Source organism: Nonomuraea sp. 10N515B (genome assembly GCF_052245915.1).
In the GTDB taxonomy this organism is placed as follows: Bacteria; Actinomycetota; Actinomycetes; order Streptosporangiales; family Streptosporangiaceae; genus Nonomuraea.
In genome coordinates this window covers 66,742-93,284 of the sequence record NZ_JBQQBQ010000042.1, presented here as the reverse complement: position 1 = coordinate 93,284, position 26,543 = coordinate 66,742, and the positions used below count along the sequence as shown (strand labels likewise).

General features: G+C 72.1%; 27 protein-coding genes and 1 pseudogene. 12 read left to right on the top strand and 16 right to left on the bottom strand.

Translation table 11 applies throughout. The features are described from left to right. Positions 1 to 551, bottom strand: a 551-nt coding sequence (locus ACTWQA_RS41540) for a MerR family transcriptional regulator (RefSeq protein ID WP_443164378.1), incomplete at its 3' end; no start/stop codon positions are given. Between the two features lie 80 nt (positions 552 to 631). Here ACTWQA_RS41540 and ACTWQA_RS41535 point away from each other — a divergent pair. The 3 genes from ACTWQA_RS41535 to ACTWQA_RS41525 are packed head-to-tail and all read left to right on the top strand — an operon-like array spanning position 632 to position 2,523. Further along, positions 632 to 1,390 (top strand): MerR family transcriptional regulator, encoded by a 759-nt coding sequence (locus tag ACTWQA_RS41535; protein ID WP_443164377.1) that lies wholly within the window; start codon positions 632 to 634, stop codon positions 1,388 to 1,390. A gap of 45 nt (positions 1,391 to 1,435) precedes the next feature. Beyond that, a complete protein-coding gene (locus tag ACTWQA_RS41530) occupies positions 1,436 to 1,744 on the top strand; it encodes an ArsR/SmtB family transcription factor (protein WP_305918784.1) in 309 nt (102 codons plus the stop codon). Next, on the top strand, positions 1,741 to 2,523 hold the full coding sequence (locus ACTWQA_RS41525) for an SRPBCC domain-containing protein (protein WP_443164376.1): 783 nt from the start codon (positions 1,741 to 1,743) through the stop codon (positions 2,521 to 2,523). Before ACTWQA_RS41530 ends, ACTWQA_RS41525 begins: the two co-directional genes overlap by 4 nt. 57 nt (positions 2,524 to 2,580) lie before the next feature. Here ACTWQA_RS41525 and ACTWQA_RS41520 read toward each other — a convergent pair whose 3' ends face one another. The 6 genes from ACTWQA_RS41520 to ACTWQA_RS41495 form a co-directional block, all read right to left on the bottom strand. Continuing rightward, entirely contained in the window at positions 2,581 to 3,615 is a 1,035-nt protein-coding gene (locus tag ACTWQA_RS41520) for a DUF4037 domain-containing protein (RefSeq protein WP_443164375.1), read from the bottom strand. A 122-nt stretch (positions 3,616 to 3,737) separates the two neighbouring features. Further along, complete coding sequence (gene purB, locus ACTWQA_RS41515; protein ID WP_443164374.1) at positions 3,738 to 5,168, bottom strand: adenylosuccinate lyase; 1,431 nt, start codon at positions 5,166 to 5,168, stop codon at positions 3,738 to 3,740. 45 nt (positions 5,169 to 5,213) lie between these two features. Next, a complete protein-coding gene (locus ACTWQA_RS41510; RefSeq protein ID WP_443164373.1) occupies positions 5,214 to 6,677 on the bottom strand; it encodes a hypothetical protein in 1,464 nt (487 codons plus the stop codon). 88 nt (positions 6,678 to 6,765) lie between these two features. Further along, positions 6,766 to 7,347: a hypothetical protein gene (locus ACTWQA_RS41505; RefSeq protein ID WP_443164372.1), complete on the bottom strand. Its 582-nt coding sequence runs from the start codon at positions 7,345 to 7,347 to the stop codon at positions 6,766 to 6,768. Between the two features lie 13 nt (positions 7,348 to 7,360). Beyond that, positions 7,361 to 7,885: a hypothetical protein gene (locus ACTWQA_RS41500; RefSeq protein WP_443164371.1), complete on the bottom strand. Its 525-nt coding sequence runs from the start codon at positions 7,883 to 7,885 to the stop codon at positions 7,361 to 7,363. Between the two features lie 244 nt (positions 7,886 to 8,129). Further along, positions 8,130 to 11,441, bottom strand: coding sequence for an efflux RND transporter permease subunit (locus tag ACTWQA_RS41495; RefSeq protein WP_443164370.1), 3,312 nt, complete (start codon positions 11,439 to 11,441; stop codon positions 8,130 to 8,132). A gap of 107 nt (positions 11,442 to 11,548) precedes the next feature. On the opposite strand from ACTWQA_RS41495, the gene ACTWQA_RS41490 reads away from it, so the two are divergent. Continuing rightward, positions 11,549 to 12,004: a MarR family winged helix-turn-helix transcriptional regulator gene (locus tag ACTWQA_RS41490; RefSeq protein ID WP_443164369.1), complete on the top strand. Its 456-nt coding sequence runs from the start codon at positions 11,549 to 11,551 to the stop codon at positions 12,002 to 12,004. 60 nt (positions 12,005 to 12,064) lie between these two features. Here the strand turns inward: ACTWQA_RS41490 and ACTWQA_RS41485 are convergent, their stop codons facing one another. After that, on the bottom strand, positions 12,065 to 14,356 hold the full coding sequence (locus ACTWQA_RS41485) for a HelD family protein (protein WP_443164368.1): 2,292 nt from the start codon (positions 14,354 to 14,356) through the stop codon (positions 12,065 to 12,067). 150 nt (positions 14,357 to 14,506) lie between these two features. Continuing rightward, entirely contained in the window at positions 14,507 to 15,388 is an 882-nt protein-coding gene (locus tag ACTWQA_RS41480; protein WP_443164367.1) for a LacI family DNA-binding transcriptional regulator, read from the bottom strand. 134 nt (positions 15,389 to 15,522) lie between these two features. Here ACTWQA_RS41480 and ACTWQA_RS41475 point away from each other — a divergent pair, with 134 nt between their 5' ends. After that, positions 15,523 to 16,284 (top strand): SDR family NAD(P)-dependent oxidoreductase, encoded by a 762-nt coding sequence (locus ACTWQA_RS41475; protein ID WP_443164366.1) that lies wholly within the window; start codon positions 15,523 to 15,525, stop codon positions 16,282 to 16,284. Between the two features lie 23 nt (positions 16,285 to 16,307). On the opposite strand, the gene ACTWQA_RS41470 is transcribed toward ACTWQA_RS41475, so the two are convergent. Then, positions 16,308 to 16,778: a pyridoxamine 5'-phosphate oxidase family protein gene (locus ACTWQA_RS41470; RefSeq protein ID WP_443164365.1), complete on the bottom strand. Its 471-nt coding sequence runs from the start codon at positions 16,776 to 16,778 to the stop codon at positions 16,308 to 16,310. A gap of 141 nt (positions 16,779 to 16,919) precedes the next feature. On the opposite strand from ACTWQA_RS41470, the gene ACTWQA_RS41465 reads away from it, so the two are divergent. Continuing rightward, positions 16,920 to 17,285, top strand: coding sequence for a cupin domain-containing protein (locus tag ACTWQA_RS41465; protein WP_443164364.1), 366 nt, complete (start codon positions 16,920 to 16,922; stop codon positions 17,283 to 17,285). 10 nt (positions 17,286 to 17,295) lie between these two features. On the opposite strand, the gene ACTWQA_RS41460 is transcribed toward ACTWQA_RS41465, so the two are convergent. Continuing rightward, positions 17,296 to 17,637 carry a VOC family protein gene (locus tag ACTWQA_RS41460; RefSeq protein ID WP_443164363.1) on the bottom strand — a complete coding sequence of 114 codons (342 nt, stop codon included), beginning with the start codon at positions 17,635 to 17,637 and terminating at the stop codon, positions 17,296 to 17,298. 65 nt (positions 17,638 to 17,702) lie between these two features. On the opposite strand from ACTWQA_RS41460, the gene ACTWQA_RS41455 reads away from it, so the two are divergent. Together ACTWQA_RS41455 and ACTWQA_RS41450 are read left to right on the top strand one after the other, a co-directional pair. Next, a complete protein-coding gene (locus ACTWQA_RS41455; protein ID WP_443164382.1) occupies positions 17,703 to 18,050 on the top strand; it encodes an ArsR/SmtB family transcription factor in 348 nt (115 codons plus the stop codon). Then, positions 18,047 to 18,469 (top strand): SRPBCC domain-containing protein, encoded by a 423-nt coding sequence (locus tag ACTWQA_RS41450; RefSeq protein ID WP_327581979.1) that lies wholly within the window; start codon positions 18,047 to 18,049, stop codon positions 18,467 to 18,469. Before ACTWQA_RS41455 ends, ACTWQA_RS41450 begins: the two co-directional genes overlap by 4 nt. Here the strand turns inward: ACTWQA_RS41450 and ACTWQA_RS41445 are convergent. The 4 genes from ACTWQA_RS41445 to ACTWQA_RS41430 are packed head-to-tail and all read right to left on the bottom strand — an operon-like array spanning position 18,466 to position 21,041. Further along, positions 18,466 to 18,678 (bottom strand): hypothetical protein, encoded by a 213-nt coding sequence (locus tag ACTWQA_RS41445; protein ID WP_305918797.1) that lies wholly within the window; start codon positions 18,676 to 18,678, stop codon positions 18,466 to 18,468. The two genes, ACTWQA_RS41450 and ACTWQA_RS41445, sit on opposite strands and share 4 nt — an antisense overlap. Before the next feature lie 3 nt (positions 18,679 to 18,681). After that, complete coding sequence (locus ACTWQA_RS41440) at positions 18,682 to 19,416, bottom strand: alpha/beta fold hydrolase (protein ID WP_443164362.1); 735 nt, start codon at positions 19,414 to 19,416, stop codon at positions 18,682 to 18,684. Beyond that, a complete protein-coding gene (locus ACTWQA_RS41435; protein ID WP_443164361.1) occupies positions 19,413 to 20,024 on the bottom strand; it encodes a LysE family translocator in 612 nt (203 codons plus the stop codon). The genes ACTWQA_RS41440 and ACTWQA_RS41435 overlap by 4 nt, the downstream gene beginning before the upstream one ends. Positions 20,025 to 20,069: 45 nt before the next feature. Beyond that, positions 20,070 to 21,041, bottom strand: a complete 972-nt coding sequence (locus ACTWQA_RS41430; RefSeq protein WP_443164360.1) for a helix-turn-helix transcriptional regulator — start codon at positions 21,039 to 21,041, stop codon at positions 20,070 to 20,072. Positions 21,042 to 21,085: 44 nt separating this feature from the next. Here ACTWQA_RS41430 and ACTWQA_RS41425 point away from each other — a divergent pair, with 44 nt between their 5' ends. Together ACTWQA_RS41425 and ACTWQA_RS41420 are read left to right on the top strand one after the other, a co-directional pair. After that, positions 21,086 to 21,856, top strand: a complete 771-nt coding sequence (locus ACTWQA_RS41425) for a DeoR/GlpR family DNA-binding transcription regulator (RefSeq protein WP_443164359.1) — start codon at positions 21,086 to 21,088, stop codon at positions 21,854 to 21,856. A gap of 68 nt (positions 21,857 to 21,924) precedes the next feature. Beyond that, positions 21,925 to 23,079: an MFS transporter gene (locus ACTWQA_RS41420; RefSeq protein ID WP_443164358.1), complete on the top strand. Its 1,155-nt coding sequence runs from the start codon at positions 21,925 to 21,927 to the stop codon at positions 23,077 to 23,079. A 5-nt stretch (positions 23,080 to 23,084) separates the two neighbouring features. Here the strand turns inward: ACTWQA_RS41420 and ACTWQA_RS41415 are convergent, their stop codons facing one another. After that, entirely contained in the window at positions 23,085 to 23,666 is a 582-nt protein-coding gene (locus tag ACTWQA_RS41415; RefSeq protein WP_443164357.1) for a dihydrofolate reductase family protein, read from the bottom strand. 107 nt (positions 23,667 to 23,773) lie between these two features. Between ACTWQA_RS41415 and ACTWQA_RS41410 the strand changes: the two are divergent. Continuing rightward, positions 23,774 to 25,162 (top strand): annotated as a pseudogene (locus ACTWQA_RS41410) (BTAD domain-containing putative transcriptional regulator); the annotation flags it as partial. 923 nt (positions 25,163 to 26,085) lie between these two features. Beyond that, positions 26,086 to 26,532, top strand: coding sequence for a tetratricopeptide repeat protein (locus tag ACTWQA_RS41405; RefSeq protein WP_443164381.1), 447 nt, complete (start codon positions 26,086 to 26,088; stop codon positions 26,530 to 26,532). Positions 26,533 to 26,543: the final 11 nt, after the last annotated feature.

The following is a 26,543-nucleotide window of genomic DNA, read 5'->3' as shown; positions in this document are numbered from 1 at the left end:
TCATCGCCCAGCACCAGCGCGACCGACACCTCCACCACCTCGCCCAGCTCCACCGGGAACAAACCGATCAGCCGCACCTCCGCCCCGCCCGCCGGCAGGCACCGCAACACCCGGCGCACCGCCGCCGACGTGGCCCGCCCGATGTCCTCCGGGCCCCGCGCCACCTCCCGCACCACCGCCGCCCGCCGCGGCGGCTCGGCCACCAGCCGCACCCGCGCCGACGGCAACCCCTCGGCCATCACCCGCTCCAACGCCGCCAGCATCCGCCGCCGCCGCGCCAGCTCCGCCTCCAGCTCCGCACGCACCGGCGCCAGCGCCTGCGGCCCGCCCGCCAGCACCTGCGCCACCACCGCCAACGGCACGTCCATCGACCGCAGCAACCCGATCGCCAGCGCCTCCCGCGCCTGCGCCGCCCGGTAATACCGGTAACCCGTCCCCGCGTCCACATACGCCGGCCGCAACAACCCCAGCTCGTCGTAGTGCCGCAACTGCTTGACGCTCAACCGGCCCAGCCGGGCGAACTGCCCGATCGGCAGCAGATCCTCTTCCACACCCCCAGCATGGGGCCTCCCACCAAGGGAGAGTCCAGCCGGCTTGACCCTCACGCAACGGCAGACCGCACAGTGGAGACATGAGCTTCTCCGTAGGGCAGGTCGCCCGGCTGGCCGGCATCACCGTCCGCACCCTGCACCACTACGACGAGATCGGCCTGCTCACCCCCGGCGAGCGCACCCGCGCCGGCTACCGCCGCTACACCGACGCCGACCTCGTCCGCCTGCAGCACATCCTCCTCTACCGCGAACTCGGCTTCCCCCTGGAGGAGATCGCCGTCATCCTCGACGAACCCCCCACCGACGAGCTCACCCACCTGCGCCGCCAGCACGAGCTGCTCACCCGCCGCGCCCAGCACCTCCAGCACGTCATCGCCGCCGTCGAACGCGCCATGCAGGCCCGCACCCTCGACCTCCCCCTCACGCCCGAGGAACGTTTCGAGATCTTCGGCGGCTTCCGCCCCGAAGACCACGACGCCGAAGTCGAACGCCGCTGGGGCGACACCGCCCAGTACGCCGAAAGCCGCCGCCGCGTCGCCGGCTACACCAAGGCCGACTGGCTCGAGCTCAAGGCCGAGGCCGCCGCCATCGGCGGCGACCTCGTCGCCGCCTTCAAGGCCGGACTGCCCGCCGACGGCGAGCACGCCATGGACCTGGCCGAACGCCACCGCGGCCACATCACCCGCTGGTTCTACGACTGCAGTCACGACATGCACCGCCGCCTGGGCGACCTGTACGTCGACGACCCCCGCTTCACCGCCGCCTACGACGCCCTCGCCCCCGGCCTGGCCGGCTACCTGCGCCAGGCCATCCACGCCAACGCCCGCCGCCACCCCTGATACATGCCCTTGCAGGCATATAACCCAGCCGGTATATTCGCGGGTATGCGCTTCGACGTGCTCGCAGAACCCGCCCGACGCCACATCCTCGACCTGCTCCTCGAACGGCCCCGCCTCGTCGGCGAACTCACCGCCCACCTCGGCCTCACCCAGCCCGGCACCTCAAAACACCTGCGCGCCCTGCGCGAAGCCGGCCTCGTCACCGTCCGCAAGGACGCCCAACGCCGCTGGTACGAACTCCGCCCCGCCCCCCTCGCCGAAATCGACGCCTGGCTCACCCCCTACCGCCGGCTCTGGACCCACACCCTCGACCGCCTCGAAGCCCACCTCGACACCATGGAGGACGACCAGTGAACGAAACCCTCACCCTGCACCCCGACGGCCGCACCACCGTCCGCATGCAACGCCGCCTCCCCCACCCACCCGACAAGGTCTGGCGCGCCATCACCCAGCCCGAACACCTCGCCGCCTGGTTCCCCGCCGAGGTCACCATCGACGGCGACCGCATCACCTACAGCTTCGGCCCCGACGGCCGCATCACCCACCACGACCCACCCCACGTCTTCGCCCACACCTGGGGCGACGATCACCTCCGCTGGGAGCTCCAGCCCGACGGCCCCGGCACCCTGCTCACCTTCACCCACACCTTCACCGACCGCCACGGCGCCGCCAGCTTCACCACCGGCTGGCACACCTGCATCGCCGCCCTGCGCGCCCACCTCGACGGCCGACCCTTCGCGCACGACCCCGCCGCCATGGCCCGCCTGCACGAGGACTACATCCACATCCTCGGCCTCGACCCCGCCACCGTCGACGGCGACACCCTGCGCCTGGAACGCCAGCTCACCCGCCCCGCCGACGACGTCTGGCACCACCTGAGCGGCGACCAGGCCACGCTCGGCGACCCGCCCCCCGCGCCCTTCACCGCCACCGGCGTCCCGGCAGGCCCCGTCACCCGCACCGAAACCGGCAAGATCCTCGAATACGACACCCCGAGCGGCACCGTCCGCTGGGAACTGACTCAGGGCACCGGCCAGGGCGCGCGCCTGATCCTCACCTGCACCGGCGACCCGGTCACCCTGCCCGCCTGGCGCGTCCGCGTCGAGGAACTGGCCGCTGCCCTCGTCGGCTGATGTGCCAGGAGATCATGGTATGCCGTACCAGCCCGAGGTCCTTTACAATGTAGATCACTAGGCCGTGAGGCCAAGGGCGGCCGCCGTCGCCGCCCTGGCACGCCCGGGGGCCATCAGCAGATCCGTCGAATCCGACAGCTGATCCACGCACCCCACCGCCGGCAACCCCTTGATGGTCGCATCCGACACCGACGCCATCAGCGCCTCGGCGAACCGGTCTCCCCCGATCACCCGGAACGGCCGGTCGAAAAACCCCCGCACCCCCTCATCCAGCCGCTCGGCCAGCGCCACCCGGTTCTGCAACGCCGCCACCCGCTCGTACGCCCCCGTCAGGCCCTCCTCGCGCCGGCGCCACGATCGCGCCGCCACGGCGACCCCCAGGCACTCCCCCAGCTCCGCCGAGCCCGGCAGCCGCGCCAGCGCACTGCCGAGCCATTTGGGATACGGCGGGTAACGGCGGCGCAGCAGCAGCGCCAGCCGCATCACCTCCCGCGCCAGCCGCGCCCCCTCCACGGCCGAGCCCAGCTCATCGCCGACCTCGCCGCACCGGCCGGGAAACGGCTCCTCCTCTGCGATCCGCCGCCACTGACAAGCCAGGACATACCGCCACACGTCCTGGGGATACCAGCGCAACGCCGTCCTGGCCGCCTCCAGCGCGCCCAGCCCGTCGTGGAACACCTCCCCGCACGTCACCTCGGCCAGGCGCTGCCACGGCACCGACAACCAGTCCAGCAGCGACACCCCGGCCCGCGGGTCGAAGCCGAGCATGTCCCTCAGCCACGCGCCCGGCTCCGTCACCGTCACCCCGGGCCGCACCTCGCCGTGGTAGCCGAACACCGTCGGCAACCCGCGGAAACGCTCCGGCAGGCCCGCCACCACCTTGGCCTCCACCTCGGCCACGTCCGCCGCCGCCGTGAACACCAGCACCCGCGGCCCCCAGTCATGATCGGCCGACCGCGCGGTGTCGAACGCCAGCACCTCCGACCCCGGGCCGATCAACGCCGCACTGTGCGGCACCCGGGGCACCAATGGGGCCACGACCTCGTGGTAGAAGTCCCGCGACAACTCAATACCAGGCACAAAGTTGGACATCACTCCGTCAACTGTGCACGAGCGCCGCCCGAACCACACCCGGTTTTCCCCGCGGCGGCCGGCAGGTCAGGAGGCCGGGTCAGGCGAGCACACGCCAGGCCCGCACGCCGCGCACGCGCGCGTCACAAGATCGCGCCCGGCCGGTAGAGCGCCGCCTCAGGATGCGCCGCCACGACCTGGCCCACCTGCTGCGAGACCGCCTCCACCTGATCGGCCGCCGCGCCGGTGAACGACACCCGGTCGGCCAGCAACGCCTCCAGCTGCTCACGATCGAGCGGGAAGCGCTCATCGCCGGCCAGCAGGTCCAGCAGCGCGTTGCCGGCGCCGCGCGAACGCATCGCCAGCGCCGCCGCCACCGCGTGCTCCTTGATCAGCTCGTGCGCCTGCTCGCGGCCCATCCCCGCCCGCACCGCCGCCATCAGCATCTTCGTCGTGGCCAGGAACGGCAGGTAGCGGCCCAGCTCGGCGGCGATCACCGCCGGGAAGGCGCCGAACTCCTCCAGCACCGTCAGCATCGTCTCCACCAGCCCGTCGAAGGCGAAGAACGCATCCGGCAGCGCCACCCGCCGCACCACCGAGCACGACACGTCGCCCTCGTTCCACTGGTCGCCCGCCAGCTCCCCCGTCATGGAGGCGTAGCCGCGCAGCACCACGGCCAGGCCGTTGACCCGCTCGCACGAGCGCGTGTTCATCTTGTGCGGCATCGCCGACGAGCCGACCTGTCCCTCGGCGAACCCCTCGGTGACCAGCTCGTGCCCGGCCATCAGCCGGATCGTCTTGGCCAGCGACGACGGCGCCGCCGCCAGCTGCACCAGCGCGGTCACCACCTCGAAGTCCAGCGACCGCGGATAGACCTGCCCGACACTGGTGAAACGGGAGGCGAAGCCCAGATGCGCGGCCACCCGGCCCTCCAGCTCGGCCAGCTTGCCGCGGTCGCCGCCCAAAAGGTCCAGCATGTCCTGGGCGGTGCCGACCGGGCCCTTGATGCCGCGCAGCGGGTAGCGGCCGATCAGCTCCTCCAGCCGCCGGTAGGCCACCAGCAGCTCATCGGCGGCCGTCGCGAACCGCTTGCCCAGCGTGGTGGCCTGCGCCGCCACATTGTGCGAGCGGCCCGCCATCACGCTCGCCTCGTGCTCCTCGGCCAGCGTCGCCAGCCGCGCCAGCAGCGCCACCGTCCGGTCGCGCACCAGCAGCAGGCTGTCGCGGATCTGCAGCTGCTCGACGTTCTCGGTCAGGTCCCGCGAGGTCATGCCCTTGTGCACCTGCTCGTGCCCGGCCAGCGCGTTGAACTCCTCGATGCGGGCCTTGACGTCGTGCCGGGTGACGCGCTCCCGCGCCGCGATCGAGTCCAGATCGACCTGCTCGACCACCTTGTCGTAGTCGGCGATCGCGCCCTCCGGGACCGCGATCCCCAGCTCGGCCTGCGCCCGCAACACCGCCAGCCACAACCGCCGCTCCGCGACGATCTTGTATTCGGGCGACCACAGGCGGGTCAGCTCCGGCGAGGCATAGCGGGTGGCCAGGACATTCGGGATACGCGGCTTCGACGTCACGTCGCACAAGTCTATGCACCCGCCCGCGACGCCTCGCGCGCAGGCTCAGCGTCCCGGCGGCACGAACACGTACCGCCGCCGGCCGCCGTCCAGCCGCAGCTCCACCGCCGTCCAGGACGCCAGGAACGGGGCCGGCGGCCGGCGGGAGGTCGCGATGACGCCCACCCAGTCGCCCCGCCGCAGCGCGGCCCTGATCGACGACGGCACCGACGACCGGCCGCCGTAATGACGGAAGACCCCATGCGCGGCGCACCGCGCCAGGAAGGCGATCTGCACGGCGTCGTGACCGTACAGGAAACACGGCGGGCGCAGGCCCAGCTGCTGCAGCCGGGCCGCGGCCGCCGGATTCACGGCACGGGCGGCGTGGACGGCGCCACCGTGGACGACGACGGACCTCGCCTGCAGGACGAAGTAGCACACCACGGCGGCGACGGCGAGCACCGCGGTGCCGCGCCGCCGGCACAACCACACGACCCCCGCGGCGACCGGGAGGGCCAGCAGGGCGTAGGCGGGCAGCAGGAAACGCGGAGCGGCATAGCCGACGGTGAAGAGGTAGACGCAAGCGAGCGACAGGCCGCAGGCAGCGGCCGCCAGGAGTGAGCGACGCCGCGCCGCCCACACGCCCAGCCCCGCCACCACCGGCACGGCCGCGAACCAGGCGATCTGCGCCAGTGGGTAACCCCCGCACTCGACGCCGAAGCGGCACAGCAGCGGCCCGTTCAACGCCCGCAGATGATCGGGCAGGCTGAAGTGCAGCCCCGTCGCGTTCTCCGCCCCCGCCGCGCGCAGCCGCGCCACCGGCCCGCCGAACCGCACCAGCGCCTCACCCATCCACTGCGCCCACCCGATCGCCAGCCCCGCCGCCACCGCCGCGAGCAGCCCCACCCGCCGCCGCACGATCCCGTACCCGAGCAGCGGCACCGCCAGCCAGGTCGCATCCGAAGGGCGCAGCAGTGACGCCAGGGCGAACGCCGCCACCACCCCGGCCGCGACCAGCCGGGACCGGGGGCGCCTGCCGGCCAGGCAGGCCAGGCCCACCCCGGCGACAGCACAGTAGGCGAGCCACATGTTCGGCATGGCCTCGTTGCCGTACAGCACCGACAGCCACAGCCCGGCGAACAGCGCGGCGGCCAGCGGCGCGAGCGGCCCCGGCCGCAGCCGGACCCACGGCGCGTAAGCCAGGAACAGCGCGATCCCGGACAGCACACTCAGATACCCGCGGATGGCCGTCACCGACGGCGTGAGGAGGGCGACGGGCGCGGCCAGGAGCTGAACCCCGCGGGCGCGTGGCGCGGTGAACTCGGCGGCGGGCACGCCGCGGGCCACCTGGCTGAGGTAAACGCTCTCGTCCCAGCCCAGCCCGATCCGCGCCGTGAACACCAGCTGAACCACCGTGAAGCAGACGGCTACCAGCGCCAGCGCCCCATAGGGGCGGCGCGCGGCGGCCCACACCCGCAGCCGGGCCACCGCGCGCCGCCCCGTCACGGCCGGATCCTGGGACTCATCCATGCGCCCCACGCTACGAACGACCAGGTAAGAGACCGTTCAGACCACGGTCAGCGGCGCGCACGCCTGCCCCCTGGGGAGCGGCAGCTCCTCAGGACATCGTCTCCAGTTCGGCACGCGTCAGCTTGATGGTGTTCTCCGGCAGCGGCGCGGGATTGCTGGACGCGTCCAGCGGATACTTCGCCTGGACGGGGTTGAGCAGCGCGGCCGGCGAGTCGGGGAAGGTTTCCAGGAACAGGATGTAGCCGCTGTCCTGCTTCAACGGCGTGGTGTGCTCCTCGGCGTAGGTCACGCCCTCGAAGACGCCCCCCAGCTCCTTGACCTCGATGGACTGCCCCACCTGAGCCTGGCCTTTGAAGACCTTCAGCACCTGGGCGGTGGAGACGGTGATGATCGTCGGCGGGCCCTCGGGCTGAGCCGCCGCCGCGGGCGGGGCACCCGCCTGGGGATTCAGCTTCGGATCCGTCACGGCCGGATCAGGCGCCGCCACTTGCCGGAGATAACGCGGCGCCCCGACGATGCGGGCCTCGACGACCAGGGTCGCCTTGTCGAAGAGCGCGTCCGCGCTCTCGTAGTGGGGATAGTCGGCGCGATAGAGAACGGGCTCGGCCTGAGCCGAGCACGCGGTCACGAACACCGCAGCGCAGACGAGCGCGCCAAGACGCCTCAACACGGCACGGCCTCCTTTAGTAGTAGGAGTTGACGTCGGCGACATCATGCGACTGGGGTTTCGTCATCGTATTACGGTTCCGGCTCGTGTTCATGATCGACGTGAGCGAGTTGTGCGCGAGATTCAACGCGTGCCCGAACTCGTGAACGAGCGTGCTCGTGACGAAATTCGCGAAGTTCGACGCGTCCCTGTTGATCGTCCGGGAGTTCAGCCGGATGTACATGCAGGAGCCCCCGCACCGCTGGTAGTACCCATACCAGGTGTCGCTGTACGAGCTCGCCGTGATCGTCGAACCCGATAACGTGCTCTTGTAGAAATTGGCCGGGCTGGCGGTCGCGTTCCAATTCGACAGCGCCGCGTTCATCGGCGTCTGCCAGGTGCTGTTATAGCTGTAGGGGTAGATGGCGATGCTGGCGATGTCCTGGCCGGTGCCGTTCCAGTGGGCGAATGCCGGATTGGCACCCGTCACCCCCACCAGCATGACGGCGAGGACCGCGAAAATCCCTCGTCGTGCGTTTCGCTTTAACGCTCCCGAATGCATGTCGAGACGTCACTCCTTGCGCCCTGGGGGGTGGCATGCATGAAAACAAAACGGGCCTGACAACCGAGATGACGCTCAAGGCCCGGGTCGTGAAGGGGGAGGTCGGAAAAACTCAGTGAAGCGTTTCGACGGAGTATGAACGGCACATGATCAACCTGTCAAGGGGAATCCGACCGGGCGGACACCCCCACAAAAAAGAGCGCGCCCGCACGGCACCAGGCCGTGCGGGCGCGCGCGAGACGACTCACGTGGCCGGCGTGAGAACCTTCTCCTCCGGCTCCTCGGTCGCAGGCGCGGCCGGCGTGCGCCGCATCCGCTCCTTCGTCCGCTCCACCACCGTGTACAGCGTCGGCACCAGGACCAGGGTCAGCAGCGTCGAGGAGATCAGCCCGCCGATCACCACGATCGCCAGCGGCTGCGAGATGAACCCGCCCGACCCGGTCACGCCCAGCGCCATCGGCGTCAGCGCGCAGATCGTGGCCACCGCCGTCATCAGGATCGGCCGCAAGCGCCGCCGGCCGCCCTCGATCACCGCCTCGACCACGCCCATGCCCTGCTCGCGATACTGGTTGATCAGGTCGATCAGCACGATCGCGTTCGTCACCACGATCCCGATCAGCATCAGCATGCCGATCAGCGCCGGCACACCCAGCGCCGTGTCGGTGGCCACCAGCAGCCCGACCGCGCCCGTCGCCGCGAACGGAATCGACACCAGCAGGATCACCGGCTGGATGAAGCTGCGGAACGTCGCCACCATGATCATGAACACGATCGCGATCGCCGCCAGCATCGCCAGCCCCAGATCGGCGAACGCGTCCGCCTGATCGGCCGACGCGCCGCCCATCTCATAGGAGGCGCCCGAGCCCAGCTGCAGCCCGTCCAGCGTCGTCGTCAGCGTCTGCGTCACCGCGCCCAGGTTCCCGGCGTCGGCGACCTTGGCCGAGACCGTGGCCGAACGCTCACCGTCGATCCTGGTCACCTGCGTCGGACCGGCCACCTCCTTGACGTCGGCCACCGTCGACAGCTTCACCGTCCCCGCCGCCGTGGCCAGCTCCAGATCCTCGACCGCCTCGACGTCCTCCGGCGCGTCCGCGCCCCGCAGCACCAGATCGCTGGCACGGCCGTCCAGCGTGATCTGACCCAGCGGCGCGCCGCGGAACGCCTGCGCCACCGCCTGCCCGATCTGCGCCTCCGACAGGCCGCGCTCGGCCGCCTCCTCACGGTCGACCACGACCTCGACCCGCGGCGCCCCGGCCTCCAGGTTCGACGACACGTCCCGCAGCCCGGACACCTCGCCCATCGCCCGCGTGACCTCGTCACTCGCCGTACGCAACGTCGCGATGTCGGGCGCGCGCACGATCACGCTGACCGTGTCGGAGTTGAACCCGCCGCCGCCCCCGCCCACGGTCACCTCACCGACGCCGGACAGGCCCGCGATCTTGTCGCGCAGCTCCTGCTCGACCTTCGGCGTGTCGGCGCCGTCCTTGAGGGTGACCGAGTACGAGGCCGAGTCCGCGGCGCTGCCGCCCCCGCCGAAACCGCCGCCCCCGAAGCCGCCGCCGCCCCCGCCGACGTTCACCTGGTACGTCTCCACCGCCTCCACGCCCGCCAGCACGTCCTCGACCTGCTGGGCGGCCTTGTCGGTGGTGGCCAGGTCCGTGCCGACCGGCATCCGCTGCGACAACGAGATCGTGTTCTGCCCCGAGGAGTCCAGGAAGTTCGTCCGCAGGCCGCCGGCCAGCCCCATCGTGCCGACGAACACCGCAACCCCGATGAGCACCGTCACCAGCTTGAACCGGGTGGCGAACCGCAACACCGGCAGATAGGCCCGCTGCAACGGCGAACGCAACTCCTTGGCCTCGGCCTCCTCCCGCTGCTTGCGCGCCTGCTCGGGCGTCAGCTCCGGCGTCTTGAGGAACCAGTACGCCAGCACCGGCACCACCGTCAGCGACACCACCAGCGAGGCCAGCAACGCCACCGCCACCGTGATCGAGAACGGGCCGAACAGCTCGCCCACCATGCCGCCCACGATCGCGATCGGCGCGAACACCGCCACCGTCGTCAGCGTCGAGGCCGTCACCGCGCCCGACACCTCACGCACCGCCGTCAAGATCGCCTGTAGTCGTGCCTCGCCATAGCCGAGATGCCGCTTGATGTTCTCCAGCACCACGATCGAGTCGTCCACGACCCGGCCCACCGCGATCGTCAGCGCGCCCAGCGTCAGCATGTTCAGCGAATAGTCGCCCGCCCACAACACGATCAGCGCGATCACCACCGACAGCGGAATCGACACCGCCGTCACCAGCGTCGAGCGCACCGACAGCAGGAACACCAAGATGACCAGCACCGCGAACGCCAGCCCCAGCAGGCCCTCGGTGGTCAGGCTCTCGATCGACTGCTCCACATACGGCGCCTGGTCGAACACCACCGACACCTGCGTGTCGGAGCTGTCGCCCAGCGCCCGGGTCAGCTCCGGCAGCTTCTCCCGGATCTCGTGCGAGATCGTCACCGCGTTGCCGTCCGGCATCATCGTCACCGACACGCCCAGACTCGACGTGCCGTCCGTACGGGTGATCGTCGTCGCGTCAGCCAGCCCCCGCTTGATCTCCGCGACGTCGCCCAGTTTGACCGGCTTGAGCGGCTTCGGCTTCGCCACCTGCTGCGGCAACCCGCCCTGACCCTGCGCCTGACCCTGCTGAGGTTGCCCCTGCTGGGGCTGACCCTGCTGGGGCTGACCCTGCTGGGGCTGACCCTGCTGGGGCTGACCCTGCTGGGGCTGACCCTGCTGGGGCTGACCTTGGGCCGGCGTCTGCTGGGGCTGGGCGGGCGTCAGGTAGAGGCCCTTCAGCTTCTCCACCGAGTCGACCCGCGCACCCACCTGCACCGTCAGCGTCTTGCCCGCGTCGGTCAGCGTGCCCGCCGGGATCGGAGTGCCGTTCGCCTTCAGCACGTCGGGGATCTGCGCCGCCGACACACCCTTGTCCTTCATCTTGTCGGCGTCCGGCTCGATCGTCACCACCTCGTCGCGGGTGCCGGTGACCGCCGCCTCCCGCACGCCCTCCACGCCCTGCAACTCCGGCACCATGATCCGGCGCAGCTTGTCGGCCATCGCCCGCGAGTCGCCGCCGTCGCCCACCGCCAGCACCAGCACCGGCAGGTCGTCGGTGCTGCCCGCCGTCACCTGCGGCTCCACCCCGTCGGGCAGCGTCACCCTGCTGACGGCCTGCTGCATCTTGCTCAGCGACGACTCCACGTCGGTGCCGTAGGCGAAAGCGACCTGGATCGACGCCATGCCCTCCCGGGAGGTGGAGGTCATCTGCTCCATCCCCTCCAGCCCCTGGAAGGAGTCCTCGATCGGCTTGGTGACCTGCTCCTCCACGATCTCGGGCGACGCGCCGGGATACGGCGCCACCACGAAAGCGCCGGGGAACGACAACGACGGAAGCAACTGCTGCTTCAACTGCGGAATCGTGAACACGCCGAACGCGCTCACCACCAACGCCACCAAGACGACAAGAGTCCGATTGACCAGGCTCAACCTGGCGAAAGCGGTCATAGGGGCTCCCTCTCCAGAGTTTCGCCCCAGACTAACACTTCGCCTCGTACGAATATTTAGATCAACCGAGCATTCCTGATAACCTTCTCAGGAACGAGAGGGCGGCAGTGAACGACGAACGCGAAGACCTGATCCGGCGGATCACCGAAACACAACGTGACCTGGGACGACTGTTCGCCCAGCAGCGATCGTCGCTCTTCGACTCCAACCTCACCATGCGCCAGTTCAGGGTCATCATGCTGCTGTCCGCCGAAGGCTCCGCCTCCGGCCAGGAACTCGCCGCCGGCCTCGGCGTCGGCCTCGGCACCGTCACCGGCATCGTCGACCGCCTCATCGCCCAAGGCCTCGTCAGCCGCCGCGAAGACCCCCACGACCGCCGCGTCCGCCGCGTCGAGCTCACCACCGCCGGCGCCACCCTCGTCGCCGACATCAACGACACCGGCGCCGGCCAGCTGCGCCGCATCATGGAGCACCTCGACACCGAGACCCTGCGCAACCTCGACCAGGCCACCCGCGCCATCCGGGCCGTCGCCGACAAACTCGACAGCGAGCCGGACCAGTGACCCCCTTCGTCGCTGCCGGCTGTTTTCCGAGGGATGGGTCAATGGCCCGGCCCGCCGCCTTTACGTTGTAGATTTCTTCGTCAGGCGGGACAGGACGTCCGGCAGGTCGCCCTCATAGGCCACCGTCAGCCGCCGCGTCGCCCGCGTCACCGCCACGTACAGGTCCCGCCCGCCCATCGGCGACTGCGCCAGGATCCCCGCCGGATCCACCACCACGACCGCGTCGAACTCCAGCCCCTTGGCCTGCTCCACCGTCAGCACCGCCACCGGCGCGTCCAGGCCCCCGCCCGGCCACAGCCGCGCCGCCTCCTCATGGACCGCCTCGGAGGTCACCACGCCGACCCGGCCCTCGCCGATCGCGGCCAGCTCCTCCTTCACCAGGGCCGGCAGGCCCGAGACCGGCACCCGCACCGCCCGCGGCCGCGCCCCGCCGGTCCGCACCGACTCCGGCGGCTCCTGCCCCGGATCGAAGGCCCGCAGCACCTGCGCCGCCACCTCCATGATCTCCGCCGGCGTGCGGTAGTTGACCTTCAGGTGCTCCACCCGCCACCGGCCCTCCAGGTAGGGGTCCAGCACCTCGGCCCACGAGCGCGCCCCCGCCGCCGACCCCGTCTGCGCGAGGTCGCCCACCACCGTCAGCGACTTGGCCGGCACCCGCCGCATCACCATCCGCCAGGCCATCGCCGACAACTCCTGCGCCTCGTCCACGATCACGTGCCCATAGGCCCACGAGCGGTCGGCCGCCGCCCGATCGGCCGTGGTCAGCTCCGCCCCGTCGTCGGCGTGCCGCTCGGCCAGCACGTCGGCCCGCTCGAAGATGCCCTCCTCCAGCACGCCCGTGCTGTGCAGCACCTCGTCGGCGTACAGCAGCCGCTCGGCCTGCTGCTCCTCCTCCCGCCTGGCCGCCACCCGCCGCGCCGAGTCGTCCTCGCCCAGCAGCTCGGCCGCCTCGTCCAGCAACGGCACGTCCCCGGCCGTCCACGGCGCGCCGGCCGGCCGCACCAGCGTCTGCCAGTCCAGGCCCGGCGGCGCCACCGACCACAGCGTCTCCGGCGAGCACAGCAGCTCGCCGATCAGCCGCTGCGGCGTCAGCTCCGGCCACAGGTCGTCGACCGCGCGCCGCACCTGCGGCTCCTGCCACAGCCGCCGCGCGGCCAGGTCCAGATCCACCTCGTCCAGATCGCCCTCCAGGTCGAGGGGCTCGGCCAGCTCCTCCATCTCCGGATCGCCGTTGGCCAGCTCCTCCAGGTGCAGCGACTCCTCCAACGCCCGCGCCTCGGCCCTGGCCAGCTCCTTGAGCATCTCGGTGACGTACAGCTTGCGCGCCATGTTGTGCGGCAGCCGCACCGCCCGCGCCCGATGGCGCAGCCGCACGCACACCGCGTGCGGCACCCGCAGCGCCAGGCCGTCCAGCTCCACCACCAGGTCACCCTCCGGCACCCGCTGGCGCAGCTCCAGCGCCCGCGCCACCACCCCGGCCATCCGCACGTCGCCCTTGACCACCGCCGCGGCCGGGCCGTCGGCCGCCACCGCCCGCACCCCCGGGAACATCTCCCCGACCGTCGTCATCACCACCTGCGTCTCCCCCAGCGCCGGCAGCACCTGCCCGATGTAGCGCAGGAACATCGCGTTGGGGCCCACCACCAGCACGCCGCGCCGCTCCAGCGTGTCGCGGTGGGTGTAGAGCAGGAACGCCGCCCGGTGCAGCGCCGCCACCGTCTTGCCGGTGCCCGGGCCGCCCTGCACCACCAGCGCGCCCTGCCAGGAGGCGCGGATCACCCGGTCCTGCTCGGTCTGGATGGTGGCCACCACGTCGCCCATCCGGCCCGTCCGCCCCCGGCGCAGCGCCGCCAGCAGCGCCGCCTCGCCCACCAGCGTGCGCCGCTCCCCCTCGCTCATCCCCTCCAGGTCGAACACCTCATCGTCGATGCCGACCACCACCCGATCCTTCAGATGCAGGTGCCTGCGCCGCACCAGGCCCCGCGGATCGGTGGCCGTGGCCACGTAGAACGGCCGCGCCGCCGGCGCCCGCCAGTCGATCAGCACCGACTCGTGCCGCTCGTCACGCAGCCCGATCCTGCCGATGTAGACGCTGCCGCCCGAACCGTCGTCGATGCGGCCGAAGCACAGGCCCCGCTCGACCGCGTTCAGCTGCGCCAGCCTGCGCGCCTGCTCCGAGGCCAGCGCCTCGCGCTCGACCATCGCCTGGCGGGTGCCGCCGCCCCTGCCGTACACCTCGCGCAGCGCCGCCTGCGCCCGCTGCCTGGTGACGTCGAGCAGCCCGTACAGCCACGACACACGCCGCTGCTCGGTGTCAAGAGCTTCCGCGCGACCATCTTGACGATTAGTCATTCGGTGGTATACTCCTAACCGGAGGATTGTGGAGCTCGTGCCCAATGTGGGCATTGGAGCATACTCCCCACCCGCGCCCGCGCGCAAACCTCGCTACGCGCCCACGCACCCCGCCCCGCCCCCGCCAGATGCGACAGCGCGGCTGCCGCCCTACGCCTCCGGGGCGGGAGGGGCCGTGGAGCGACGGGGCACCAGAGTCGGCGTCACCGAGAAACGCACCGACGACGTCCGGCCCTCGATGCGTTCCAGCAGCAGCCGCCCCGCCGTCCGCCCCATGACCGCCCCATCCTGATCCACACTCGTCAGCGAGATGGTCGACACCGCCGCCAGCCGCGTGTTGTCGTAACCGGCCAGCGACACATCCGCCGGCACCGGCAACCCCGCCTCATGCAACGCCCGCAGCGCCCCCAACGCCGCCAGGTCCATCCCCGCGAAGATCGCCGTCGGGCGCGGGGAACGGCCGAGCAGCTCACGCGCCCCCTCATAGCCGCCCTCCTCGGTATAGGAGGTCAGCGCCATCGCGATCTCAGCGTCCAGCCCGTGCTCACGCATCACCCGCTCGTACGTCGCCGCCCTGATCGACTCCAACTCCACCCGGCCACGCCCCCGGGCGCCGGGCTTGTTCCCGATGTGCGCGATCCGCCGGTGCCCCAGCCCGATCAGATGCCACACGACCAGCTCCGCGCCCAGCTCGTCACCGTCGTAGACCGCGTCGTACACCGCCGACTTCTCATGCGGGCCCAGCACCACCATCGGCATCTGCGCGGCCACCTCCTCCAGCCGCGCCCGCCCCACCCCCGGCGCGATCATGAGGATGCCGTCCACCTGCCGGTCCACCAGAGCCTCGATCGCCCGCGTCTCCGCCTGCGGCCGGTAACCGAGCTCCTCGATCGCGGCCTTGACCCGGTCGCGCATGGCCGGGCTGACCCCATAGGCGCTGCGCAGCACCTTCGACACCGCCGTCGTGGACACCCCGGCATGGCGCGCCACATCGGCGATCGTCACCCGCCGCGGCCGCTCGCGCGTGGCCATCCCCCCGCCTCTCCCTCGGACGTGCCGATAGTACGAGCGCCCGCCCGGCCCGTGGCACAGCGCACCACCACCCGGCACACCCCGCGCAGCCCCGGCCGCTCCCGGGGGCACGCAGGGTGCTAGCTTCTCCGATCATGTCCGACTACCTGCGGGAGCTGTTCTCCCTCCACGGCCGCCGCGCCCTCGTCACCGGCGGCAGCTCCGGCATCGGCTACGCCATGGCCGAGGCGATCGGCCGGGCCGGCGCCGAGGTCGTGCTGGTCGCCCGCAGAGCGCACGAACTCGACCAGGCCGCCGCCCGGCTGCGCGAACACGGCGTCAGCGCCACCCGCATCAGCGCCGACCTCGGCGAGCGCGACGACGTCCAGCGGGTCTGCGACACCGCCGGCGACATCGACATCCTCGTCAACGACGCCGCCAACAACATCCGCAAGCCGATGGCCGAGCTCACCGCCGACGACTACGAGCAGACCATCGCCGTCAACCTCACCGCCCCCTACCTCCTCGGCCAGCACTTCGGGCCGGCGATGGCCGCACGCGGCTGGGGCCGCATCATCAACGTCGGCTCCCAGCAGACGATCAGCGCCTTCGGCGACAGCGGCGTCTACGGCGCCGCCAAGGCCGCCCTCGCCGGGCTGACCCGCTCCCAGGCCGAGGCGTGGTCGGCACGCGGCGTGTGTGTCAACACGATCATCCCCGGATTCGTGCTCACCCCGCTGACCGAGCCCGCCCAGGCCATCCCCGGCCGCGTCGAAGCCCTCGCCGCCCGCCACATGGTCGGCCGCAACGGCGTGCCGCGGGACTTCGCCGGAGCGGCGGTGTTCCTCGCCGGCGACGCCAGCGCCTTCGTCACCGGCCAGATGCTCTTCGTCGACGGCGGCTTCTCCGTGCACTAGCCCCGGCGCCTTTACAATGTAGATCACTTGCGGCGGATCTGCCGCACTCCCACCCCCTCACGCCAGGTGTCCAGGACGAGCTCGTCCGCCTCCACCCTGGTCCACACCACCTCCGTCAGCTCGATCCTGAACAGGTGCGAACCCGGCTCCGGCGTCTCGAACGACGCCGGCACGTCCGACCGGGCGATCTCCACCGCCCGCCCGGCCAGTTTGACGTCGCCCTCCCACGTCGAAGGATCGGAGCCCTCCGGGTCGCGGGAGGTGACGTGCAGCGCCATCCGCGGATCGCGCCGCAGGTCGGCCGCCTTGACCGCGCCCGACATCGACCCCGTCCACAGCTCGCCGTCCTTGAAGCTCGTCTCGATGCCGCTGACCCGCGGCGCTCCGTCCTTGCGCAGCGTCGCCAGCACCTTGTGCCGGTAACCGTCCATCAGCCTGCGCGCCACCGCCGCCAGTTCCGGCGCCTGCCGCTCGAACTCCTGCCATGAAGCCATGCCTCCATCATGGCCGCCGCCGGCCCGCGCATCACCGTCCACCGCAAACCCCGGCGGGCTCGCCATCAGAGGTTTGCGCAGGTCAGCTCCTTGTAGCGGCATAGTCGCGGTGGAAGACTGGATCTGACGGAAGGGGGAGTCATGATCGAGGTCAAGAGCATCGACAAGCCCGACGAACGCCGCGACTTCCCGCGGGGCCACCTAGAGGTGTGCAACCTCAGCGGGCTCACCTTCGGGGTGGCCACGTTCGACCCCGGCTGGCGCTGGTCGGAGTCGGTCAAACCGATCGTGGGCACGGACTCCTGCGAGGTCCACCACAACGGGTTCGTGGTCCAGGGACGGCTGCGCATCCGGATGAACGACGGCAGCGAAGCCGAGATCGGCCCGGGAGAGGTGTTCGTCTGCCCGCCGGGACACGACGCCTGGGTGGTGGGCGACGAGCAGTGCGTCGTCTACGACTTCGCGGGCGGCATGTCCGACTACGCCAAGCGGCCGACGACCGCCTAGCCCATCAGCGCTACGCGTAGCCGGGGCCGGGCTCCCAGAGGCTGATCTGGGTCCCCTGGTCGTCGGTGCAGGAGCAGCCGCGGCCCGATTTGCTCGCGAACACCTCGCCGGTGCTGCCGCCCAGCTTGCGCACCTGCTCGACGGCCGCGTCGATGTCGCTCACGTGGTAGTAGAGGTTCGGCTGCGTGGACGGCCCGCCGCTGACGAAGCCCATCGGCACGGCCGTGTTGGTGACGTGCAGGTACGTCTCGTGCTCGCGGGTGAACTCCCAGCCGAACAAGGGCCCGTAGAAGGCGGCCGCCCGGTCCAGGTCCGGCACGGACAGCGTGTAGTAGCCGAGCTCGACATTCATATACGAACCTCCGCAATAATTGCCGCTATCGTTAAGCATCAACAGCCTAACGGAAGCAGGCAAATATTAACAACGACGTTAACGATCTGGACGTCACTCTGGCGGCGCTCGCCGACCCGACCCGGCGCAAGGTGATCGACCTGCTGCGCGAGGGCCCGCGCCCGGCCGGTGAGCTGGCCCAGGTCGTCCAGATGAGCGCACCCGCCCTCAGCAGGCACCTGCGCGTGCTGAGGGCCGGCGGGCTCGTGCAGGCCGAGACCGGCGGGACGGACGCCAGGCTGCGCCTCTACACGCTGCGCCCCGAGCCGTTCGCGGCACTGCAGGCGTGGCTGGACCAGGTGCAGGCGTTCTGGGGCGAGCAACTGGGCTCGTTCAAGGAACACGTCGAACGCACACGGAAGGACACGCCGTGAACACGGTCCGGGCCGGCGTCACCGTCCCGGTCGACCCGGCGACCGCGTTCCGGATCTTCACCGACGAGATCGACAGCTGGTACGTCCGCGGCCGCCACAGCTGGGTCGACCCCGCCCGCGCGGTCGGCATCAGGTTCGAGGACGGCTACCTGCGCGAGCTGTGGTCGGACGGCGGCCACGTCGACACCGGCAAGATCCTCGCCTGGGAGCCGCCGCACCGCCTCGTCTGGGCCGACCTGATCAACGAGACCGGCCGGATGGAGATCGAAGTGGCCTTCAGCCCGGTCGACGGCGGCACCGAGGTCGTGCTGGAGCACCGCGGACTCGACACGCTGCCGCCCGACGTGGCCGGGCGGATCCGGCGCGGCTACTCCTGGAACATCGTCCTGCGCTGGTACGCCGACCAGTGGGTGGGCTAGCGGCGGCCGTATTTCTTGTGCACGGCCTGCTTGCTCACGCCGACCGCGTCGGCGATCTGCGCCCACGCCAGCCCCGCCACGCGGGCCCGCCGCACCTGGACCGCCTCCAGGCGCTCGATCTCGCGGCGCAGCGCGGTCGTGGCCTGCAGCGCCAGCAGCGGATCATCGTCCTGCGCCTGCCGCATCAAGGTCGCCAGGTCGTTCGTCATGCACTAAAGGTAATCCAGCAGCAGCCGCGCGATCTCCTCCGGCCGTTCCAGGGCGGGCAGATGCCCGGCCCAATCCAGCTCCACCAGCCGCCCCTGCGGCAGCTCGCCGGCCAGGTGGCGGGCACACCGCAGGAACCACTCCAGGTCGTGCGCCCCGACCACCACCAGCGCCGGAACGTCGATCGCCGCCGGCGTGAGCTCGGTCTGCACCTGCTCCGGCTCAGGGTCGGCGGCCAGCTGCAGCTCGTACGCGTGACGCTGCATGGCCGCCAGCCGCTCCCGGGCCGTGGCCGGCGCGTGCGGCCCGAGCAGGGTGCGCACGGTCAGCCCGGCCGCACCGTCGAGGTCGCCCGCCTCCAGCAGCCGCCCCTCCTCCGACCAATACGCCCGCACGTCGGAGGTCGGTGGCACGCCGGCGACGGGATTGAGCAGCACCAGCCGGTCGGCGAGCCCGGCCTCCGCCAGCTCCAGCGCGACCCGGGTGCCGCCCGACGAGCCGACCAGCGCCGCCCGGCGCACGCCCAGCCCGGCCAGGACCTCGGCCACGTCCGCCGCGTCGCTGTAGGGGGCCTCGGCCCGGTACGGGGTGCGGCCGTACCCGCGCAAGTCCACCGTGATCACCCGGAACCGCTCGGCCAGGGCCTCCACCTGCCCCTGCCACATACCGGAGTCGGCCGCCGTCGAATGCAGCAGCACCACCGGCTCACCCGCGCCGTGCTCTGCGTGCCAGATCGTCACCGCGACTCCACCACCAGCCGCACGCCCAGCCCGATCAGCACCAGCCCGGAGATCTGCTCCAGCCGGCGCCGCACCGCCGGGCGGCCCAGCCAGTCCTTGGCCTTGGCCACCGCCCAGATGAGCAGCCCGTACCACAGCAGGTCGATGAGCACCCACACGACGGCCAGCGTCACCAGCGTGACCGGCACGTTCTGCCCCGCCGGGACGAACTGCGGCAGGAACGACATCGCGAACACCGCCGCCTTCGGATTGGCCAGGCACGTCCCGACTCCCGCCAGGTACGCCCCGCGCCACCCCGGCGCCGTGGCCACCTCGGCAGGCGGCGCGCCCTTGCGGGCCTGCCAGAGCGCCTGCGCGCCCATCACGACCAGCACCACGGCGCCGATCACCCGCATGACGTCGTAGGCGAGCTGGGAGGCCACCAGCAGCGCCGACAGCCCGAAGGCCGCGGCCAGGCCCCACAGCAGGATGCCGGTCTCGTTGCCCAGCGTGGCCGCCAGGCCGCTGCCGCGACCGGACCGCAGGGTCTGGCGGAGGATGACGGCGGTGCTGACCCCGGGCACCATGGCCACCAGGACGCACGCGCCCGCGAACGCGAGAAGATACATGCCGGGCATCCTGGCAGAACACCGTCCCGGAACGCGCCCGGATTTTCAGCCGTAGAGCTTGCTCAGCTCGGCGACCGCCTCCCGCATCATCGTGCGCAGCTCCGCCGGCTCCAGCACCTCGACATCCGCCCCCATACGCAGCAGCAGCCAGCGCGCGTGCGTGAGCGACTCCACCGGCAGGGTGAGCGTGACCCAGCCCTCCGGATCGGGCTCCCCGGCCGCCGCCAGGGCGGCGTCGACGACGTCGCGGCCCATCGTGTACGCCAGCAGCTCGCCCCGTCCCGGCGCGAGCTTGATCACGACCTCGGCGGTGTACATCCGCTCGCGGAACTCCTTGGCGTACGCGCTCCAGAACGCGCCCAGCTCGAACCCCTCCGGCCGCGGGAAGTGCCCCGGCAGCGTCTCCAGCGTCAGGACGCGCGCCACCCGGTAGGTGCGCGGCGAGCCCCCCGGCGGAGCGGCCACCAGATACCAGGACCCGCCCTTGAGCACCAGCCCGTACGGGTGGATCACCCGATCGACCTCCTGCTGCCCCCAGCGGCGGTAGGTCATGTGCAGCGGCCGCTGCTCCCACACCGCCTCGGCCACCTCGCTCAGATGCGGCACGTCGTCGCCCGAGCGATACCAGCTGGGCACGTCCAGCAGGAACCGCTCCCGGATGCGCGAGGCGTGCGAGCGCGGCTCGGGCGGCAGCGCGGCCAGCAGCTTCAGCTCCGCGGTGGCCGCCACCTCCGCCAGCCCCAGCTCCGCCGCCGGCCCCGGCAACCCCGCCAGGAACAACGACGACGCCTCCTCGGCGGTCAGCCCGGTGAGCCGGGTGCGGTAGCCGTCCAGCAGCTGATATCCGCCCACCGGCCCGCGATCGGCGTAGACGGGTACGCCGGCCGCCGACAGCGCCTCCACGTCGCGGTAGACCGTACGGACCGACACCTCCAGCTCGGCGGCCAGCTCGGGCGCGGTCATGCGGCCGCGCGTCTGAAGCAGCAAGAGGAGGGAGAGCAGGCGGCTGGCGCGCATACCCGCCATTGTATTGCGCACATGAGTCGTGTTTGTATGAACACGTGGAACGTTTGCAATTCATCATGAACGCCTTGCGCGCACAGGACAGCGTCTCGGTCGCCGAGCTCGCCGCCGAACACGGCGTGTCGGAGATGACGATCAGGCGTGACCTCGACGAGCTCGCCCAGCAAGGGGTGGTGCGGCGGGTCAGGGGCGGCGCGCTGTCGCTGCTGCTGCGCGGTGAGGAGCCGCCGTTCGGCGTGCGCGAGCGCGAGGCGGTGGAGGCCAAGAGGCGCATCGGCGCCGAGGCGGCCGCCCTGATCGCCGACGGCGAGGCGGTGGTGCTGGACGGCGGCACGACAGCGCTGGACGTGGCCCGCGCCCTGGCCGATCGCCGGCTGACCGTGCTGCCGCTGGCCCTGCAGGCGGTCTCGCTGCTGGCCGCCGCGCCCCGGGTGCGGCTGGTGCTGCCCGGCGGCGAGGTACGCAAGGGCGAGCTGAACGTCATGGGACCGCTGACCGAGAGCTCCATCAAGGCGCTGCGGTTCGACACGGCGGTGATCGGCTGCTGCGGGCTGTCGGCCGAGCACGGCCTGACGGCGCACGATCTGCCCGAGGTCGCGGTCAAGCAGGCGGCCATCGCCGCGGCCAGGCGGGTGATCGTGGTGTGCGACTCCGGCAAGTTCTCGCGTACGGCGTTCGGCGCGGTCTGCCCGATCTCGCGGCTGGACGTGGTGGTGACCGACTCCGGCATCCCCCGGGAGCAACGGGACGCCCTGGTGGCGGCGGGCGTGGCGGTCAGGGAGGTCGCCGCCGCCGGGGAGACCGGATGAGACGTCCGCAGGACGGCCAGATGAGGCGCTTCAGGGGAGGCCCGATGAGGCGCTTCAGGGGAGGCCCGATGGGGCGCGAACGCACGGCTGTCTACCTGCTGTTCTTCCTGGCGGGCGCGGCCATCGGCACGTGGACCGCCCGCATCCCCGCCATCAAGGAACGCCTCGGCCTCGGCGAAGGCCAGTTCAGCCTCGCCCTGCTGGCCATCGCCGCCGGCGCGATGATCGGCATGACGGCGGTGGGCCGCCTGGTGGACCGGCACGGCAGCCACCGCGTCATGATCCCCGCGGCCCTGGTGCAGGGCCTGGTCCTGGTCCCGTCCGCATACGCGCCGGACCTCGGCGTGCTGGCCGGGACGCTGCTGCTGTTCGGGATCGCGCACGGGGTGCTGGACGTGTCCATGAACGCCAACGCCGTCGAGGTCGAGCGTGCCTGCAGGCGGCCGGTCATGTCGTCCTTCCACGCCGTCTTCAGCATCGGCGGGTTCGCCGGAGCCACTACCGGCGGCCTGTTCGCGCACCTGGCGCTGACGCCCGCGGCCACGTTCTGGACACTGGGGCTGGTCATCGCGGCGCTCGCGTGGCGGGCCGCGAGGTGGGCGCTGCGGCCGGTCCCCTCCGGTGCATCGGCCTCGGCGGGCGGGAGCGGGCTGCCCAAGGGGACCCTGTTCCTGGGCGTGCTGGCGTTCTGCTGCCTGGTCGGCGAGGGGGCGGCGGCCGACTGGAGCTCGGTCTACCTGCGTGAAGACCTGGGCGCCTCGCCGGGGTTCGCCGCCGCCGGGTACGCCGCGTTCTCCCTCATGATGACCGCGGGCCGGCTGGCGGGCGACCGGCTGGCGGCCAGATTCGGGCCGGTGCCGCTGGTGCGCTGCTGCGGGCTGCTCGCCGCCATCGGGCTCGGGCTGGCGCTGCTCGGCGGTCATCCGGCGGCAGGCCCAGTCGTGGGTGTCGCCGGGTTCGGCTGCTTCGGGGCGGGACTGTCGTGCATCGTGCCGCAGGTGTTCTCGGCCGCGGGGCACCGCGATCCGGCCTTCGCCGGGCGGGCGCTGGCGCGCGTGGCCTCCATCGGCTACCTGGGGTTCCTGTCAGGGCCCGTGCTCATCGGGGCGGCCGGCGAGGTGGCCGGGCTGCCGCGGGCGCTGGCCATCCCGGCACTGCTGGCCGCCTTCGTCGCTTTGACCGCCACCGCTCTGCGGGCACGGGCGGCCGAGCCCGTGGGCTGACCTCGTCAACGGATCACCCTGAATCGCAGGTGGGTGGCGTTCGGGCTGCCGACCACCTCGGTGCGCTCGAGCAGGAATCGACCGCCCAGATGCTCGAACAGCCGGGTGCCGCCGCCGAGCAGGACCGGGGCCAGATGGATCTGGATCTCGTCCAGCAGGCCCGCGGCAAGGCACTGCTGAGCGGCGCTGGCGCCGTGCACGGCGACCGCCTTGTCCCCCGCCGCCGCCTTCGCCTGCTCCACCGCGCTGTGGACGCCGTCGGTGACGAAGGTGAAGACCGACGGCGCCCGGACCGTGTCCGGGGCCGGTGGGTTGTGGGTGAGCACGAAGCACGGCGCCGGGCCGGCCGGGCCGCCGTCACCCCACCCTCCGTCGCCCTCGGGCAGGTCGTAGGACCGCCGGCCCATCAGGATCGAGCCCGCACCCCCGCGCATCCCGGCCAGCAGCTCGGTGTCGCGCGGGTCCGGTTCGTGTAGCCACCGGTGCAGGACTTCGCCCCCGTCGCCCAGTTGTCGCTCGCGGGTGACGTTCGGCCCGGTGACGAACCCGTCCAGCGACATCGAGATTCCCGCGATGACCTTGCTCATGACAGCTCCTTCGTTGGTGGATGATCGCCAGCCTGGCCGATCGCGGTGGCAGAGTTGTGACAGTCCGGTGAAACCCGCCACGGGCCCAGGGAAGAGGTGCGATCCGCGTGCTGACGGTCGAGCTGCTCGGGCCACTGCGCGTGTCGGTGGCCGGGCAGCCTGTGGAACTGCCGGCCGGGCGGCTGCGCGTGGTGCTGGCCGTGCTGGGGATGTCGGCGGGCCGTACCGTCCCGACGGACAGGCTGGCGGCCGCCGTGTGGGGTACGGATCCGCGCGGCGACCCCCGGGCCAACGTCCGCACGAACGTCAAGCGGCTGCGCCGCGCCCTCGGCGCCGCGGACCTGATCGCGGCCCGGCCGGGTGGCTACCTGCTGGCGGCCGAGCCGGACCACGTGGACGCGCTCCGATTCGGCCGCCTGCTCGACGAGGCCGGGGCGGCCCAGGACCCGGTGGCCGAGCGGTCCCGGCTGACCGCCGCGCTGGCGCTGTGGCGCGGCACGCCCTTCGACGGGATCCGGTCGGACTGGCTGGAGCAGTCCGTGGCCGCGGCGCTGCAGGAGCGGTACCTGACCGCGCTCGAGCGGCGGGCCGACCTGGACCTCGCCAGAGGAGAGCAACCCGACCCCTCTGAGCTGGCCGGGCCGGCCGAACGGCATCCGCTGCGCGAATCGCTCTGGGTGCGGCTGCTGCGGGTCCTGGAGGCGGCCGGCCGTCCCGCCGAGGCGCTGGAGCGGTACGAGACGATCCGGCGCCGGCTCGCCGAGGAGCTCGGCGCCGATCCCAGCCCCGAGCTGCGGCAGGTCCACGCCGACCTACTCGCCGGCGGCGCTCCGCCCGGCGAGCGCACGATGCCCAGGCAGTTGCCCGCCGCCGTCGACGGATTCACCGGACGGGAGGCCGAGCTGGCCGCACTGGACGCGCTGTTCAGCCCGACGGGCGGGACAGGGGCCCGGTCGGCGCTGATCGCGGTGCTCGCCGGCACGGCCGGCGTCGGGAAGACCACGCTGGCCGTGCAATGGGCGCACCAGGTCGCCGGAGGCTTCCCGGACGGCCAGCTCTTCATCGACCTGCGCGGATACGACCCGTCACGACAGCCCGTACGACCGGCGGCGGCAATCCGCGAGTTCCTCGACGCGCTGCGGGTGCCGCCGCACCGCATCCCGGACGGGCCGTCCGCGCAGGCCGGCCTGTTGCGCAGCTTGCTGGCCGGGCGGCGCATGCTGGTGCTGCTGGACAACGCCCGCGACGCCGAACAGGTCGCCCCGCTGCTGCCCGGGACGCCCGGCTGCCTGGTGGTGGTCACCAGCCGGGATCACCTCGCCGGACTGGTCATGACGTACGGCGCGCATCCCCTCACCCTCGACCTGCTGCCGCCGGACCAGGCCAAGCGGTTGCTGGCCCGCCGGGTCGGCGAGGAGCGGATCGCCGCCGAGCCCGCCGCCGCCGAAGAAATCGTCCGCCGCTGCGACGGGCTGCCCCTGGCGCTGGCGATCGTCGCCGCCCGCGCCGCGATCCATCCCACCCATCCGCTCGGCGCGCTCGCCGCCGAGCTCGCGGACACGCTCGGCGCGCTGGACCGCGCCGTCAACGTCCGGGCGATCTTCTCGTGGTCGTACCAGACGCTCGGCGACGCGGCGGCGCGGCTGTTCCGGCTGGTCGCCGGGCTGCATCCCGGTCCCGGCAGCACGATCGACGCCGCCGCCAGCCTGGCGGGCGTCCCGGTCTCGCTGGTACGCGCGCCGCTGGCCGAGCTGACCCGCGCCAACCTGCTCACCGAGCATGCCCCGGGCCGCTACTCGTGCCACGACCTGCTGCGCGCCTACGCCTCCGAACTTTGCCAGGCCGGCGACGCCGACCGGGACGCCGCGCGGCACCGCATCGTGGACCACTACGTCCACACCGCGCACGCCGCGGCGCAGTGCCTCCACGGGCGCCTCGAGACCATCGCCCCAGCCGCGCCCGGCCCGGGCGTCTGCGTCACCGGCTTCGACGGCGCCGACGCGGCGATGGACTGGTTCACGGCCGAGCGTCCCACCCTGCTCGCCGCCCTGAAGCTTGCCGCCGACCTGAGCCTCAACCGGCATGTCTGCCATCTGGCGCAGGCGTTGTTCGTCTTCCTGCACCGGCGGGGCCGCTGGCACGACCGCGCCGAGACCCAGCGGGCCGCCGTGGCCGCCGCCCGGCGGCTGGGCGACCCCATGGAGGAGACCCGAGCGCACCGCAACCTGGCCGCCGCGCTGGCCGACCTGGGCCGCTTCGACGAGGCCCACCGCAACCTCGACGCCGCCCTGGAATGCTCACAGGACGACCCCGCCGGTCAGGCGTGGACGCACCACTTCCGGAACCTCGTCCACGGCATCCAGGGCCGGGAGGCCGACGCGCTCGGCGCCGCCCGCCGCGCCCATGACCTCTTCGAAAACTGGGCGACCAGGTCGGCCAGGCCATCGCGCTCACCGACCTCGGCTTTCACCACGGCCGGCTGGGTGACCACGGCCATGCCCTCGACCTGTGCGAGCAGGCCCTGGTCCTGCACCAGAAGCTCGGCAACCGCCCCCACGAGGCCCACACGTGGTCATGCCTGGCCGACACCCATCTCCAGCTGGGCAACCCCGCCGGGGCCGTCCCCTGCTACCGCCAGGCCCTCGACCTGTTCCGGGAGCTCGGCGACCCGTACGCCGAGGCCAGCACCCTCGCCCACCTCGGCGCCTGCCACCACCTCGCCGGCGACCACGCGGCCGCCCACGAGCACTGGCGCCACGCGCACGCCCTCCTCGCCGACCTGGACCCCTCCACCATCGACCAGATCCACACCCAGCTGACGACCATCGGCACGTCCGCCGCCGACGCCTTCCGCCGGCACCGCTGACCAGGCCGTCG